The organism is Allobosea sp. Root381, from assembly GCF_001429395.1.
Lineage (GTDB): Bacteria > Pseudomonadota > Alphaproteobacteria > Rhizobiales > Beijerinckiaceae > Allobosea.
The window spans coordinates 129,719-145,543 of the sequence record NZ_LMJT01000009.1 but is presented as its reverse complement, the minus strand read 5'-3'; the positions used below and the strand labels follow the sequence as shown (position 1 = coordinate 145,543).

General features: G+C 68.1%; 12 protein-coding genes and 1 pseudogene. 5 read left to right on the top strand and 8 right to left on the bottom strand.

From position 1 onward, the window contains the following. Positions 1-115: 115 nt before the first annotated feature. Entirely contained in the window at positions 116-2,401 is a 2,286-nt protein-coding gene (locus ASE63_RS10135; RefSeq protein WP_056800460.1) for an NADP-dependent malic enzyme, read from the bottom strand. A gap of 239 nt (positions 2,402-2,640) precedes the next feature. Between ASE63_RS10135 and mutS the strand changes: the two genes are divergently transcribed. Further along, entirely contained in the window at positions 2,641-5,385 is a 2,745-nt protein-coding gene (gene mutS / locus ASE63_RS10130; protein ID WP_056800457.1) for a DNA mismatch repair protein MutS, read from the top strand. Here the strand turns inward: mutS and ASE63_RS10125 are convergent. From ASE63_RS10125 to ASE63_RS10110, 4 genes are all read right to left on the bottom strand, one after another. Then, positions 5,382-6,254 carry an NlpC/P60 family protein gene (locus ASE63_RS10125; RefSeq protein WP_056800455.1) on the bottom strand — a complete coding sequence of 291 codons (873 nt, stop codon included), beginning with the start codon at positions 6,252-6,254 and terminating at the stop codon, positions 5,382-5,384. The two genes, mutS and ASE63_RS10125, sit on opposite strands and share 4 nt — an antisense overlap. Positions 6,255-6,269: 15 nt before the next feature. Next, positions 6,270-6,974, bottom strand: coding sequence for an META domain-containing protein (locus ASE63_RS10120; protein ID WP_056800452.1), 705 nt, complete (start codon positions 6,972-6,974; stop codon positions 6,270-6,272). A 65-nt stretch (positions 6,975-7,039) separates the two neighbouring features. Beyond that, entirely contained in the window at positions 7,040-7,393 is a 354-nt protein-coding gene (locus tag ASE63_RS10115) for a MarR family transcriptional regulator (RefSeq protein ID WP_056800449.1), read from the bottom strand. Between the two features lie 81 nt (positions 7,394-7,474). After that, a complete protein-coding gene (locus tag ASE63_RS10110) occupies positions 7,475-8,809 on the bottom strand; it encodes a leucyl aminopeptidase family protein (protein ID WP_082609805.1) in 1,335 nt (444 codons plus the stop codon). A 277-nt stretch (positions 8,810-9,086) separates the two neighbouring features. Between ASE63_RS10110 and ASE63_RS10105 the strand changes: the two genes are divergently transcribed. Next, the gene (locus tag ASE63_RS10105) at positions 9,087-9,899 is read left to right on the top strand and encodes a tetratricopeptide repeat protein (protein WP_244491359.1); all 813 of its coding nucleotides are present in this window, start codon (positions 9,087-9,089) and stop codon (positions 9,897-9,899) included. 108 nt (positions 9,900-10,007) lie between these two features. Here ASE63_RS10105 and ASE63_RS10100 read toward each other — a convergent pair whose 3' ends face one another. The 3 genes from ASE63_RS10100 to ASE63_RS10090 form a co-directional block, all read right to left on the bottom strand. Beyond that, on the bottom strand, positions 10,008-11,444 hold the full coding sequence (locus ASE63_RS10100; RefSeq protein ID WP_056800442.1) for an FAD-dependent oxidoreductase: 1,437 nt from the start codon (positions 11,442-11,444) through the stop codon (positions 10,008-10,010). Positions 11,445-11,510: 66 nt separating this feature from the next. Then, positions 11,511-11,855 carry a RidA family protein gene (locus ASE63_RS10095; protein WP_056800438.1) on the bottom strand — a complete coding sequence of 115 codons (345 nt, stop codon included), beginning with the start codon at positions 11,853-11,855 and terminating at the stop codon, positions 11,511-11,513. 70 nt (positions 11,856-11,925) lie between these two features. After that, on the bottom strand, positions 11,926-12,552 hold the full coding sequence (locus ASE63_RS10090) for a cupin domain-containing protein (protein WP_200962547.1): 627 nt from the start codon (positions 12,550-12,552) through the stop codon (positions 11,926-11,928). 301 nt (positions 12,553-12,853) lie between these two features. Here ASE63_RS10090 and ASE63_RS10085 point away from each other — a divergent pair, with 301 nt between their 5' ends. From ASE63_RS10085 to ASE63_RS28330, 3 genes and pseudogenes are all read left to right on the top strand, one after another. Further along, positions 12,854-14,539 carry a peptide ABC transporter substrate-binding protein gene (locus ASE63_RS10085; protein ID WP_056800434.1) on the top strand — a complete coding sequence of 562 codons (1,686 nt, stop codon included), beginning with the start codon at positions 12,854-12,856 and terminating at the stop codon, positions 14,537-14,539. Between the two features lie 211 nt (positions 14,540-14,750). After that, positions 14,751-15,152: pseudogene (locus tag ASE63_RS28335) on the top strand (ABC transporter permease); the annotation flags it as partial. A 1-nt stretch (position 15,153) separates the two neighbouring features. Then, positions 15,154-15,807 (top strand): ABC transporter permease (locus tag ASE63_RS28330; RefSeq protein ID WP_244491358.1); only part of this gene is annotated, 654 nt, incomplete at its 5' end. Positions 15,808-15,825 lie beyond the last annotated feature (18 nt).

Genomic DNA, 15,825 nt, shown 5'->3' with positions numbered 1-15,825 from the left:
TCGTCATGAACGGAACAGCGCCGGCGCTCGGCCGCGTGAGCCGGAGTGGCAGAAATCCGTCCGTCATGCTCGCCCTTGTGGCGAGCATGACGAGAGCGCGAAGATCCGGCTTGTCTCAGCCGCCGATATTGAAGGCCGCGAGCGCCGCCATGTTGACGATGTCGGAGTCCTTCGCGCCGAGCGGGACGATCTGCACCGGCTTGTCGAGGCCGACGATCAGCGGCCCGATCACCGTCGAGCCGCCGAGCTCCTGCAGCATCTTGGTCGAGATCGAGGCCGAGTGGAACGCCGGCATGACCAGGACGTTGGCCGGGCCGGTGAGGCGGCAGAACGGGTACTGGGCGAGCAGGTCGCGGTTGAGCGCGACATCGGCCGCCATCTCGCCGTCATACTCGAAATCGACGCGCTGGCCGTCGAGGATCTTGACCGCCTCGCGCACCTTCTCGGAACGCTCGCCGGCCGGATGGCCGAAGGTCGAGAAGGCGAGCATCGCGACCTTCGGCTCATAGCCGAGGCGACGGGCAACGCCGGCTGCCTCGATCGCGATCTCGGAGAGCTCCTGCGCCGTCGGCATCTCGGTGATCGCGGTATCGGCGACGAGCACGGTCCGCTCCCGCGACAGCACGATCGAGACGCCGATGACGCGGTGGCCCGGCTTCTCGTCGATGACGCGGCGGACCTCCTCCAGCGCGATCGAGTAGTTGCGGGTGACGCCGGTCACCATCGCATCGGCATCGCCGAGCGCGACCATGGCAGCGGCGAAATGGTTGCGGTCCTGGTTGATCAGGCGCTGGCAGTCGCGGAAGAGATAGCCCTGCCGCTGCAGCCGCTCGTAGAGATACTGGGCATAGGCCGCGTTGCGCTTCGACAGGCGCGCGTTCTGGACGGCGATGCCCTTGGCCTCGAGGTCGATGCCGAGGAAGGTCGCGGTCTCGTAGACGCGCTCCTCGCGGCCGACCAGGATGGCATGGCCGAGCCCCTGATTGACGAAGGAGACGGCGGCGCGGATGACCTGCTCCTCCTCCCCCTCGGCGAAGACGACGCGCTTCGGATAGCGCCGGACGCGCTCGAAGATGCGGTTCAGCGTGCCGGCGACGGGGTCGCGCCGCGCCGAAAGCTGCGCCTTGTAGCCGTTCATGTCGACGATCGGCTTGCCGGCGACGCCCGTCTCCATGGCTGCCTTGGCGACGGCCATCGGCACGACATGGATCAGCCGCGGGTCGAAGGGAACCGGGATGATGTAGTCCTTGCTGTAGCGCGGGCGCGCGCCCTGATAGGCGGCCGCGACCTCGTCGGGCACGTCCTCGCGGGCGAGCAGGGCCAGCGCCTCGGCGGCTGCAATCTTCATCTCCATGTTGATCGTGGTGGCGCGCACGTCGAGCGCGCCACGGAAGATGAAGGGGAAGCCGAGAACGTTGTTGACCTGGTTCGGATAGTCGGAGCGGCCGGTCGCCATGATGGCGTCGTCGCGCACCGCCGCGACCTCCTCCGGCGTGATCTCGGGATCGGGATTGGCCATGGCGAAGATGATGGGGTTCGGCGCCATCGACGCCACCATCTCCTTGGTGACCGCGCCCTTCTGGGAAAGACCGAAGAAGGCGTCGGCGCCTTCCAGCGCTTGGGCGAGCGTCCGCCGGTCGGTCACGGCCGCATGGGCCGATTTCCACTGGTTCATGCCCTCGGTGCGGCCCTGGTAGATCACGCCCTTGGTGTCGCAGAGGATGACGTTGTCGGGCTTGAAGCCCATCGCCTTGAGCAGCTCGGTGCAGGCGATCGAGGCTGCGCCAGCGCCGTTGATGACGAGGCGCGTCGTCTTGACGTCGCGGCCAGTGAGGTCGAGCGCGTTGATCAGGCCGGCAGCGGCGATGATCGCCGTACCATGTTGGTCGTCATGGAAGACAGGAATGTCCATCAGCTCGCGCAGGCGCTGCTCGATGATGAAGCATTCGGGCGCCTTGATGTCCTCGAGATTGATGCCGCCGAAGGACGGGCCGAGATAGCGCACCGCCTCGATGAACTTGTCGGCGTCCTCGGTATCGACTTCGAGGTCGATCGAATCGACGTCGGCGAAGCGCTTGAACAGGACCGCCTTGCCTTCCATCACCGGCTTGGAGGCGAGCGCGCCGAGATTGCCGAGGCCGAGGATAGCCGTGCCGTTGCTGATCACGGCGACGAGATTGGCGCGCGCCGTGTAGTCATAGGCGCGGGTCGGATCCTCCGCGATCGCCAGCACGGGCACCGCGACGCCCGGCGAATAGGCGAGCGAGAGATCGCGCTGGGTCGCCATGGGGACGGTCGCGACGATCTCGAGCTTGCCCGGACGTCCTTCCGAATGGAACAGCAGCGCTTCCTGGTCGGTGAAGGTCGGGCGGGAGCGTTTGATCGGCGGCTGGTCGGTCATCGTGTTCTGCTTTTTATGAGCGTTTCCTGGAGGGGGCGGACGATAGGCAAGCGCCGGCCCAGCCACAAGCGGCAGCGGCGACGAAGGCTTATTCCACAGTGTCACAGATGCCGCTTCGCAGCGGGCGTGGACATCGCCGGCACGAGGACGACACGTCCACATCAAATCGAGGTTCGCGGCCGGCCTAGCGGGTCTGCGCGGTTCCCAAGCCAAGGGCGAGTCGCTAGCGTTCGCAGACCATGCAAAGCGCCCAGACATCCAAATCCGAGCGGGTCGATCCGCCCGCCGCTCCCAAGCTCGTCGCCAAGGAGGACAGCGCCCGCGTCACGCCGATGATGGCGCAGTACGTGGAGATCAAGGCGGCGAATGCCGACTGCCTGTTGTTCTACCGGATGGGCGATTTTTACGAGCTCTTCTTCGCGGATGCCGAGATCGCCTCCCGGACGCTCGGCATCGTGCTGACGAAGCGCGGCAAGCACCAGGGCGACGACATCCCGATGTGCGGCGTGCCGGTCGACCGCGCCGACGACTACCTGCAGAGGCTGATCGCGGCCGGACATCGCGTCGCGGTCTGCGAGCAGGTCGAGGATCCGGCCGAGGCCAAGAAGCGCGGCCCCAAATCCGTGGTCAAGCGCGATGTCGTGCGGCTCGTCACGCCCGGCACGATCACCGAGGAGCGCCTGCTCGAACCCGGCCGCGCCAGCCTGTTGGTCGCGATCGCACGCCGCAAGCTCGGCGATGCCAGCGCGCTCTACGGCCTCGCCGCGATCGACATCTCGACCGGGGGTTTCAGCGTGATGGAGACGCCGCAGGAGCGGCTGGCGATCGAATTCGCCCGCCTGGAGCCGCGCGAGATCGTCTGCCCCGATGCGATCCATGACGATCCGGAGCTGCGCGAGTTCTGGCGCGAGATCGGCGTGCCGGTGACGCCGCTGGCCCGCGACGGGCTCGACGCGGCGTCGGCCGAGCGCCGGCTGAAGGATTTCTTCGGCGTCGCGACGCTGGACGCCTTCGGCAGCTTCAGCCGGGCCGAGATCGCGGCGGCCGGTGCGGCGCTGGCCTATGTCGAGCGCACGCAGCTCGGCGCCCGCCCGCCGCTGTCGCCGCCGGTACGCGACGCCGGCTCGGCCACGATGCTGATCGATGCGGCGACCCGCGCCAATCTCGAACTGACGCGCACGCTCTCAGGCGAACGCGGCGGCAGCCTGCTCGCAGCGATCGACCGCACCGTGACGCCGGGCGGCGCCCGCCTGCTCGCCGAGCGGCTCGCCGGCCCGCTCACAGACCCGGCCGCGATCGCGCAACGCCATGACGCCGTCGAGGCGCTGGTTGGCGACGGCGCCCTGCGTGAGGATTTGCAGACGGCGCTCGCCAAGGTGCCCGACATCGCCCGCGCCCTGGCGAGGCTCTCGCTCGACCGGGGCGGCCCGCGCGATCTCGCGGCGCTGGGCTCCGGTCTTGCGGCGGCCCGCGCGATCGTCGCGATGCTGCTCGGCCGCGCCTCCCTGCCGGCGGAGCTGTCCAGGGCGACGCGGGCACTGTCCGAGATCGACCCCGACCTGCCGGCGCGGCTGGAGGCGACGCTCGCCGACGAGCTGCCGCTGAACCGCCGCGACGGGCGCTTCGTCCGCGAGGGCCATGACGCGACGCTGGACGAATTGCGGCTGCTGCAGGTCGATTCCCGCAAGGTGATCGCGCAGCTGCAGGCACGCTATGCCACCGAGACCGGCTGCCGCACACTGCGGATCAAGCACAACTCGATGCTCGGCTATTTCGTCGAGGTGCCACAGGCGGCCGGCGAAGATTTCCTGAAGGAACCCTGGCGAGCGACCTTCGTGCATCGCCAGACGATGTCGGACGCGATGCGCTTCTCCTCTATCGAGCTCGGCGGGCTGGAAGCCAAGATCGCCTCCGCGGCCGACCGGGCGATCAAGCTCGAGCTCGGCATCTTCGCCGCGCTCACCGAGACGGTCCTCGCCCATGCCGAGCCGATCAAGCAGGCGGCCGCCGCGCTCGCCGAGATCGACGTCGCGGCAGGCCTCGCCGAGCTCGCCACCCGCGAAGGTTGGAACCGGCCGCTGATCGACGACAGCGAAGCCTTCACCATCCAGCGCGGCCGCCACCCCGTCGTCGAGGCCGCGCTCAAGCGCGACGGCAAGCCCTTCGTCGCCAACGAGACCGAGCTGTCGCCGCCGGGCAGCGATGCCGAGGGCGGCCGCATCTGCCTGATCACTGGCCCGAACATGGCGGGTAAATCGACCTTCCTGCGGCAGAACGCGCTGATCGCGGTGCTGGCGCAGATGGGCGCCTTCGTGCCCGCGGCGAGCGCCCATATCGGCGTGGTCGACCGGCTCTTCTCGCGCGTCGGCGCCGCCGACGACCTGGCGCGCGGACGCTCGACTTTCATGGTCGAGATGGTCGAGACCGCCGCGATCCTGAATCAGGCCGGGCCGCGGGCGCTGGTCATCCTCGACGAGATCGGCCGCGGCACGGCGACCTTCGATGGGCTCTCCATCGCCTGGGCTGCGATCGAGAACCTGCACGAGGTCAATCGCTGCCGCAGCCTGTTCGCGACGCATTACCATGAGCTGACCGCGCTTGGTGACCGGCTGGCGCGCGTCACCAATGCGACTGTGCGCGTCACCGAGTGGAATGGCGAGGTCGTGTTCCTGCACGAGGTCGTGCCGGGTGCCGCCGACCGTTCCTACGGCATCCAGGTGGCGAAGCTCGCCGGCCTGCCCCCGGCGGTGGTCGAGCGGGCGCGCGCCATCCTCGCCGAGCTGGAAAAGAGCGAGCGTGAGAAACCGGTGGCCTCGCTCGTCGACGACCTGCCGCTTTTCGCGATCCCGCAGAGGCGCGCTGCGCCGGTGCCGGAGCTGCCGGACGAAGACCCGCTTCGGCTCGCGCTCGACGATCTGGACCTCGATGAGATGACGCCGCGCCAGGCGCTGGAGGCGCTGTATCGGCTGAAGGGGATAGGCTAGCCAATCCTGCGGATGCTGGTGATAGCGCCGAAGCTCTTCGCCTGGATGCGGTCGCGCGCAGCGCGCAGCGGCTCGCTCAGAACGGTCATCGTGTAGGCCGTGGCGTGCAGCAGCGTGTCGGGATTGGTGAGGATGCCGACATGGCCCTTCCAGAAGACGAGGTCGCCGCGGCGTAAGCCGTCGAGCCCGTCATCGGAGGCCAGCTTCGTGCCGATCTCCTTCTCCAGCATGTCCGAATCGCGCGGAGAGGCGATGCCGGCTGCCGCGAGCGCGAGCTGGGTCAGGCCGGAGCAGTCGAGCCCGAGACTGGTCTTCCCGCCCCAGAGATAGGGCACGTTCAGGAAGCGCTCGGCGACGGCAACGAAATCGGCCTCGGGCGCATCGAGCGGGGCGACATGCGCGGCGAAGACGTAAGCGGTCGCGTAGCGGCCGAACTCGGACAGCACGGCGAAGTCGCCCTCGCGGCCGATGACGGTGACGCCCGCCCCCAGCGAAAGCGCGGCCAGCGGCGGCAGCTTCATCGAGGGGCCGGGATAGACGAAAGTCCGCAGGGCGGCCACACGATGCGTCGGCGCCGGAGCGTCGCCGCGGAGCATATCCTCCGGGATGTAACCGACATAGCCGTCCGAGCGGAGCTGGACCCAGGCCCAGCCCTCGAAGCTCTCATAGACATCGATAGGCTCGCCGCAGAGCACCTCTGTGTCGAGCGGCGCATCCGGCCGCGGCTCGCGGCGCAGCGGGGCCGAAGGCGCGACCATGCGCATCGGCACGGGATCGACGAAGGCCCGCGCCTCGACCTGCCCGATCAGGCGGCTGGCGGCGAGGTCCGGGCGAGCAGGGGTGATGCGGCGGTCGAGCGTGACGGTCATGAGTTCTCCTGCCGCTCAGCGACGGCGCGCGGCCAGCGCCTCGCCATCCTTGCCCTTGAGGACGAGGCTGCCGTTGCGCTGGATATCAAAGCCGGTCACGCCTTCGAGTTCACGCAGCAGCGACCGCTCCTGATCCATCAGCCGCTGCTCGCAAGCCATCCTCGCCGTCGCACCGGGACCGAAGGACAGGCCCTCGCCGGTCAGCTTGAACGGCGCACGCAAGCGGTTGCAGGAGGCGTTTCCGACGACCACGCCGTCCTCGAGAAACTGTAGCGCGGGCTTGGATCCGGCGATCACCCGCTTGCCGGCGATCCGCGTCACGGCCCATTCATGGGTACCGAGCAGGCTTCGCGGCAAGCCGCCGCAGCCGCGCAGCACCTCGCCCAGCCCGAAGATCGCGACGCGATCGGGATGCGGCATTCCGCTCATCGTATCATGGCAAAGGCGCTGCTCGATCGCGATCCGGGACGAGCGGCCGCCGAGGCTGAGATCATAGCGCGTGCGCTTGCCGGTACGCCGCGGCTTCGGCGTCTGCGCCTCCAGCCGTTCGCCGGACGCCTTCTGGAGGACGGTCCTGTCCTGCAAGATCGTCAAGCTCCAGCCGGGCTCCTGGCCGCGCGCGGAATAAGGCGGCGCGCCAAGCGGGGCGGCCAGCGCGCTCCCGCCCAGCATGAAAGCGGCGGCGCCGGCGAGCGGGCCGAGGCAGTGTTTGCGAAGCATAGCGATGCCCTAGCAGATGCGGCACCATAGTCGCTACCTCCCTCCTCCGTCACGCCATCACATGGTCAACTCCCGCCGATTTCGCGGGCGCGGTCGACCACCAGATCCGCCAGCCGCTCCACGGCGAGCGCTCCGGCAACCGTGCGCTGGATCACGACGTTGCGCCGGTCGGCCTCGTCGCGCCTGCGGCTGACGAGGCCGAGCTTGCCCATTGTGTCGAGGGCGCGGGTGATGACCGGCTTGGTGACCCCGAGCTGGGTCGCGAGACCTCTGACCGTATGTGGCGGCAGTTCGAGATAGACCGTCAGCAGGATCGCGACCTGGCGCGCCGAGAGATCGGCCTCGCCGTCGCGCACCAGATCGAGATGCACCTGCCGCCACAGCCTGAGCGCCTGCGAAGGCCTGATCTCCAAGGGCATGAGTGCTCGCGGTCCCGATCGTTACGGGTCCGTATCATTATCCTGCGGCAGCGATGGCGCAATCGGCTTCTGCCGACAGGCTTAACCGGCCGGATAGAATTGCTTGACGAGCGCGTAGGTCAGCCGCGCCGCCTGACATTCGCCGCCTTCCGGCCGTCCGGGCCGGGCGGAAGGGTTCCAGGCATAGATGTCGAAATGCGCGTAGGAAGCGCTCTTCTCGACGAAGCGGTTGAGGAACAGCGCCGCCGTCACCGAGCCGGCGAAGCTGCCGCCCGAGACGTGGTTCAGGTCCGCGACGCGCGAATCGAGCATCCGCTCATAGGGGGGCCAGAGCGGCATGCGCCAGACCGGGTCGTTGACCGCCTCGCCCTGCCGCGCGATCTCGGACGCCAGCCCTTCGTCATGGGTGTAGAAGGGCGGCAGCTCCGGCCCCAGCGCCGTCCGGGCGGCGCCCGTCAGCGTGGCATAGTCGATCAGCAGCTCGGGCGCCTCCTCGTCCGCCAGCGCCAGCGCATCGGCCAGGATCAGCCGGCCTTCTGCATCGGTGTTGCCGATCTCGACCGACAGTCCCTTACGGCTGGCGAGCACGTCGCCCGGCCGAAAGGAGGAACCGGAAACCGCGTTCTCGACAGCCGGGACGAGCAGACGCAGCCGCACGGGCAGCTTAGCCAGCATGATCATGCGCGCAGCCGCGATCGCAGCGGCAGCGCCGCCCATGTCCTTCTTCATCAGCAGCATCGCAGCCGAGGGCTTGAGGTCGAGGCCGCCGGTGTCGAAGGCGACGCCCTTGCCGACGAGGGTTACGCGCGGATGCGTAGGATCGCCCCAGACCAGGTCGATCAACCGGGGGCTGCGCGGCGAGGCGCGGCCGACGGCATGGATCATCGGGAAGTTGCGGCCGAGCAGATCGTCGCCGACGATGGAGGTCGCGGTCGCGCCGCATTCGGCGGCGAGCGTCCGGATCGTCGTTTCGATCTCAGCCGGCCCCAGATCGTTCGCCGGCGTATTGACCAGGTCTCGGGCGAGCGCGACGGATTCCGCGACATTGGCCAGTTCCGTGCCGTCGACGCCGTCCGGCAGGAGCAGACGAGCCTCGACGGGCACCGGCTTGCGATAGCGATCGAAACGATAGGTCTGGAGCAGCCAGCCGAGCGCAGCGAGAGCGGGATCGCCGATCTCGCCTTCGAGCGCATAGTCGCCGGCGGGCAGGACGGATGCGAGGCGGCCGGGCGCGAAGGGGTCGCGGCGGCGCGCATCGACGGTCTCGACACCCAGCAGCACGGCCGCGACCGCACCTGAGGCATCGGGCAGGAGGACATGCTGACCGGGCTTCGCGGCAAATCCCTGTGCCTCGGCAAAGCGACGCCCTTCCGGCCCGATTCGCTCGAGCAACGCGGGGAGATCCGCCTTCGTCACGCAATGGACGGGGGTCGCGGCAGGCGCCGCTCGAACGATGAGGCTTTGCACGACGGTCGGTACCTGGCGTGGAGGGCCGGCTAGGCCGGTTAAGGATGCGTTAGGGTTAACGTTTTATCACCGAACCCACCAGCAGTTCCGTCGTGGCTAGGCGATGAGGCCCATGTCTTTGCCCATGTCTTCGATACTTCCGCCGTTCCGTCATCGGCCCTCGCCCCGCCCGCAAGCCAGCCATCCGCTCACCGCGCCGCAGCCGAAGCTGTCGCGGGCGAGGTTGGTGCTCGCGCTTTGCCTCACCTCGCTTGCGCTGGCGGGTTGCCAGGGCCGTGGCGGCGGCATCGGCGACATCACCGGGTCGATCGGCCAGAGCAAGGCGCAGCCGCGCAGCGCCACCGACTGGCGCACGGAAAGCGAGCGCTGGGGCAAGCGCTACGAGGCGAGCCCGAAGGACCGCGATGCCGCCTTCAACTATGCCCGCGCACTCCGCGCGCTCGACCAGAACGCGCAGGCGCTCGCCGTGCTGCAAAGCGCCGTGCTAGCCCACACTAATGATCGCGAGCTGCTCGGTGCCTATGGCCGTTCGCTAGCCGACAACGGCCGGCTCAAGGAGGCCGACGAGGTGCTCTCGCGGGCGCATTCGCCCGAACGCCCGGACTGGCGCATCCTATCGGCCCAGGGCACCGTCGCCGACCAGCTCGGCGACCATGCCCGCGCCCAGCAGATTTATCAGGCGGCGCTGAAGATCGCGCCGGGCGAGCCCACCGTGCTCTCGAATCTGGGGCTGTCCTACGCCCTCTCCAGGCGCTTGCCCGAGGCCGAGCGCGCGCTGCGCGAGGCGACGTCGACCGGTACCGACGACCCCCGCGTGCGACAGAATCTCGTGCTGGTGCTGGGTCTCCAGGGCCGCTTCGCCGAAGCCGAGGCGCTGGCGAAGCGGGACCAGAACCCGGCCGAGGCCGCCGCCACCGTCGCCTATCTCAGGCGCAGCGTCAGCCAGCCCAACAGCTGGGACATGCTGCGGGACGGCGCGAAGACCAAGCCGAGATCCGCGTCCGCCCCAACACGGGAAGCAGCGGCGCCCCAGGGCTGAACCGGCGCCCTCGGGCACGCTCGTTCGGATTTCCTGCACGGGGCCGCGCGCCGCGCGCCCCACAGGCCGGACCAGACAGCGGCAAGCCGACGTGGGACGGAAGCGCGCTTAGCGCGTGCCGATCCGTAGGCCGAAGATGCGCGGGATCGCGGCGGCCGCGCTCATCGCTAGACCGGGCTTCTCGCCACGTTCCTCGGCCTCCTCGCAGCCGATGATGCCCCAGCGCACCAGCCGCCCGCCGGCGGCGCGGAACGGTTCCGGCGGCAGCGAGGGCAGGCTGCGCGTGCAGAGCGGCAGGCTCGACCACTCGTCCTTCGCATCGAGCACCAGCGAGGCCAGGCACTGGCCGCCGATATAGGTCGGGTTCACGCCATGGCCGGAATAACCGCAGCCATAATGGACGCGCGTGCCCGGCACGGTGCGGAAGAAGGGTAGCCGGTCGGCGGAGACGTCGATGCCGCCGCCCCAGATCTTGGCGATGCCGACATCGCCAAGGCCGGGCAGCAACCGGCGCAGGCCCTTCTCGGCACGGGCGCCGGAAGCCCTGTCGGTGGTCAAGCTCGGATCTTGCGTGTTGGCGGCAAACGCGATCGGCCCGGAGCCGGAGCCCATCAGCACGCGCCCATCGACCGTCTTGCGGAAATAATGGACGAACATCCGCATGTCGGCGAGGCCCTCGTCATTGTTCCAGCGCATCGCCGCGAGCTTCTCGGGCGCGGGCTCGGTCATCAGCGCGAAGGAGGAAAATACGCTGACATGGGCCTTGACCTCGGGTCGCCTGGCCAGTTCGATATTGGTGGCGAGCACGACCTCGCGGGCGATGATCTCGCCGGAAGGCGTCCGCACCCGGTTCGGCGTGCCGGAATCGAGCCCGACCATCGGCGTGTTCTCGTAGACGGAGACGCCGGCATCGATCGCGGCCTGCCGCAGGGCCCGCGCCAGCCGGGCAGGCTGTACCGTCGCGCCCTCGGTCAGGTAGACGCCGCCGCGGAAGACCGGCGAGCGGCAATAGGACGCGACCTGCTCGGGCGACAGCTCATGCGCGATGTCCGGCACGCCGAGGCGCTTGGCCGTCTCGACATAGCCCTTGATCTTGGCGTCCTGCGCCGGCGAGGCCGAGACGCGGATGCTGGCGCCCTCGCGCCACCAGACGTCGCGGCCGGGCGCCGTCGAGAAGGCGCGGATCGCGTCCTGGGCGCGGGCACCGGCACGGGCGACCGCAAGCGCGCCGTTCGCCCCGATATTTGCCTCCATGCCGGCGAGCGAGCCCCAGTAGCCCGAAACCTTGCCGCCGTTCTTGCCGCTGGCGCCGGAGCCGCAGCGCCCGGCCTCGATCAGCGCGATCGAAAGCTGCGGCGAGCGCTCTTTCAGCGCAAGCGCCGTCCAGAGCCCGGTGAAGCCGCCGCCGACGATCGCGACATCGACGGTGATTGCGCCCGACAGGGACGGCGAGTCCGGCCGGCCGCCCTCTGTGCCGATGGCCTCGCTGAACCACCAGGACGGGTCGCCGGGGGCGACGCTCGGAAGTGCGGAAGACTGGGACATGGCAGACCGGCTCACGAATGGCGCGGAAAAGTGCCCGCCGCGAGGCCTCGCGGCGGGCCGTCGAACTCAGACGAGTGCCTGAACCTGGATTTCGACGAGGATGTCGTCGGCCGCCAGGCGGGACTCGACGGTCGCGCGCGCCGGCGGCTGCTTCGGATCGACCCAGGCCTCCCAGGCCGCGTTCATCTCGTTGAAGGTGCCGACGTCCTTGAGCCAGATGTTGCCGACGACGATGCGGGTCTTGTCGGTGCCGGCCATCGCCAGATAGGCGTCGATCTGGGCGAGGATGTCGGCGGTCTGCTCCTTGACGCCGCCGCTGCGGTCCTTGGCGGTAAGGCCTGACAGGAAGGCGAACCCGTTGGCGACCAGCACCTTGCTGAGACGGCCGGTGACTTCGTGACGCGTGATCATGATCTCTCTCAGTCTGCTGGAAATGGCAGGTGGATGGCGGCCGCGGCCGCCCCGCCTGGTGCTACCGCCCCTAGAGGTGCGATTCCCGGATATTGATGATCCAGACCAGCTTCGCCTCGGCGCCCGAGCGGTTGACGACCTGATGCGGAATGGTGCTGGGAAACTGGAAGCTGTCGCCTTCGCCAATCTCGAAGACGTCGTCGCCGATCGTGAGCTCGACCCGGCCGGAAAGCACATAGCCGCCCTTGTCGCCGGGGCCGCTCAGGAAGCTGCCGCTCGCCGCGCCGGGCGGGACAGTCAGGATCATGAAGCGCAGCTCGTTGTTGTCGCGCGGCGAAAGCAGCTCCTTGGTGAGCTGGTTGGTTCCGACCACGATGCGCGGGCGGTTGGCCTGGCGCCGGACGTATTGCGCCTCGCGCGCCGGCGCGGCGGCCGCCCCGTCGCTCTCCAGGAACGACCACAGCGTGACGCCGAGCGCGGCGCGAAGCTTCTGCAGCGTGCTGACGGAAGGATTGGAAGCGCCGCGCTCGATCTGGCTGATGCTGCCGGAGGAAACCCCTGCCTTCGCCGCGAGTTCGAGGATCGTCAGCCCGCGCTCGGCCCTGAGCGCCCGCAGCCTTTGCCCGATCCTCATCGCCTCGAGCTGCTCGTCGGCATCGACGTCCAAGTTCTCGGCGGGCAGCGCTGAATCCGACATTGGGGGGTCCGAGGGCGATTGAAGGCCCGGGAACGATATGATGAGCGGCGGGCGTCGTGCAACCATTTTGATGAAAATCGGGTGATGGAAATCAATATCGTTATATTTCAATATGTTACGAGATAATCCCGCTCTGACCTGGCTCAACGGCGTGAAGAGGCCCTTGACGTCGCATCACGTATGATGAAGATTTTTAGCCGAATGACACCTGCAGTGAAAATCTGGCGCCGGCCTGTTTCATTATTGTGATGATGCCTTTCAGCGTCCGCTGGAAACAGTTGCCTTGGGAGAGGGAAGCACGATGAGAGACATTCACGATCCGCGACTGTTTTCGAACTGGAGCCTGAACCGTCGCGACCTGTTCGGCCTCGGCGCCGGCGCGCTCGCCGCGACCTCGGGCTTCGCTGCCCAGGCCCAGACCGCCGGTAAACCGGTACCGCCGGCCCCCGCCAAGCCGACCGGCGTGGTCGTCGTGGGCCTGTCGCAGGAGCCGGTTTCGTTCAACCCGCTGATGCCCGGCGTCGAGGTCGACGAGGTCGTCTGGACCAGCGTGTTCAACTCGCTCTGGGTCGCCGAGCCCGATGGCACGCTTCGCCCGGACCTCGCGGTCGCGGTGCCGAGCGAGGCCAATGGCGGCATCTCGGAGGGCGGCCTCGCCTGGAGCGTGAAGCTGCACGACGACGTGAAGTGGCATGACGGCACGGCCTTCACCGCCGAGGACGTCAAGTTCTCGCTGGAGCTGATCAACGCGGCCGGCTTCAAGGCGCGCACCCGCGTCGGCCACGCCTTCGTCAAGGACATCGTGGTCAAGGGCCCGCACGAGATCTCCTGGCGGATGGAGAAGGCCTACGCGCCCTATCTCGCCATGCTGGCGAACACCCACATCGTGCCCAAGCACATCCTCGGCAAGGCGACCGACCCGAACACCGCGCCGTTCAACAATGCTCCCGTCGGCACCGGCCCGTTCCGCTGGAGCACGCGCACGCCCGGCGACAACATCACCCTCGTCGCCAATGAGAGCTATCACGGCGACGGCCCCCATCTCGAGAAGGCCGTCCTCAAATACATCCCTGACCTGACCGCGCTCTATGCCCAGTTCCGCACCGGCCAGGTCGACATCGTCATCATCTCGGGCATCCCGGCGAATTTCTACCAGGAGGCAATCAAGCTGCCCGGCCGCCGGGTCGCGGTCGCGCCGAGCGGCAATCTCGAGATCATCATGCCGAATCTCGGCAACAAGGCCTTCGCCGAGAAGGCCGTGCGCCACGCGCTCTATGCGGCGATGGACAAGCAGGCGATCATCGACGCGATCTATTACGGCGTCCCGAAGGCGACCGAATCCTTCGCACCGCGCGAATCCTGGGCCTTCAATCCGAATCTACCGGCTCAGAAGCGCGATCTCGCCCGCGCCAACAAGCTCCTCGACGAGGCCGGCTGGAAGCGTTCCGGCTCAGGCACCCGCATGAAGGACGGCGTGCCGCTGGAGTTCGCGGTCTCGACCACGACCGGCAACCAGCTCCGCGAGCAATGCCAGCAGCTGATCCAGCAGGACTGGCAGCAGATCGGCGCGAAGATGACGATCAACAACATGCCAGCCGCCGTGATCTGGGGCGAGTTCTACGTCCGATCCAAATTCGACTCCCTGCTGGTCGGCACTACCTTCCGCACCGGCGTCGATCCGGACCCGGCCTCGCGATTCGCCTCCGACGCCATCCCGGTCAAGGGCGGCAGCGGCGGCAATTACATGCAGTGGGAGAACGCCGAGGCCGACACCCTGCTGAAGCAGGGCCAGGAGACCTTCGACCAGGAGAAGCGCAAGGCGATCTACTTCAAGCTGCAGGAGATCGTGCGCGAGGAGCTGCCGATCCTGCCGATCTTCCAGTACGCGCCGATCGAGGGCGTCAAGGAAGGCCTCGTCGGCTACCGCCCCAACATCAACCAGCGCCAGAACGCCTGGAACATGGGCAGCTGGTACTGGGCCAAGTAAGCGTGACCGGACGGGGCGAGATGAGCAGCTTGGATCGTTTTCCGATCAGCCTGGATCGCCCCGTTGCCGTCATTGCGAGTGCAGCGAAGCAATCCAGGGGGCGTAGAGCGCTGCCGCTCCTGGATTGCTTCGTCGCTCACGTTCCTCGCAACGACGTCATCAGCGGCTCGACTCTATCGAAGAACACTTTGGCGACCGGGAGAACGGCATCATGATCGGCTTCCTCCTGCGCCGGCTAGGTCAGGCCGTCGTCCTGCTGTTCATCGTCTCGGTGATCGGCTTCTCGATCCTGCATCTGGCGCCGGGCGGGCCGCTGTCGCAGTTTGCCGCCGGCGGCGACATGACCCAGGCCGATCTCGACCGCATCGCGGAACAGCTCGGCCTGAACCGGCCCTTGCCGGTGCAATATGCCGAGTGGCTCTGGCGCATGCTGTCGGGCGACTGGGGCCGCTCCTATCGCGACCAGCAGCCGGTGCTGCACGTCATCGCGAGCCATCTCGGCGCGACGCTCGAACTGATGCTGAGTTCGACGCTGCTCGCCATGCTGCTCGGCGCCTGGATCGGCATCCTCGGCGCGATCCGGCGCTATTCGGTGTTCGACTCGCTCGCCACCNCTGATGCTGAGTTCGACGCTGCTCGCCATGCTGCTCGGCGCCTGGATCGGCATCCTCGGCGCGATCCGGCGCTATTCGGTGTTCGACTCGCTCGCCACCATCGGCGCCATGATCGCGCTCTCGATCCCGACCTTCTGGTTCGGGCTCGTGGTGATCTATGTCTTCTCGGTCGGCCTCGGCTGGCTGCCGGCGGGCAACCGCTACACCGTCGGCGACGGCTCCTTCCTCAACCAGCTGCACCACCTGATCGGGCCCTGCATCGTGCTGGCGCTGGTCTCGACCGCCGTCTGGAGCCGCTACATGCGCTCCTCGATGCTGGAGGTGATCAACCAGGACTATGTCCGCACCGCCCGCGCCAAGGGGCTCTCCGAGCGCACGATCCTGCTCCGTCATAGCCTGCGCAACGCGCTCCTGCCGATGATCACCATCACCGGCCTGCATGTGCCGACGCTGCTCTCGGGCGCGCTCGTCACCGAAACCGTCTTCACCTGGCCGGGGATGGGGCGGCTCTTCCTCGATTCGATCAGCTATCGCGACTACCCCGTGGTGATGGGCATCCTGATGTTCTCCGCCGTGCTGGTGCTGCTGGGGAGCCTGATCGCCGATCTGCTCTATGGCGTCGCCGATCCGCGCATCGCCAGCAGCCACCGATGAGCGAGGTGCCCCTCATGA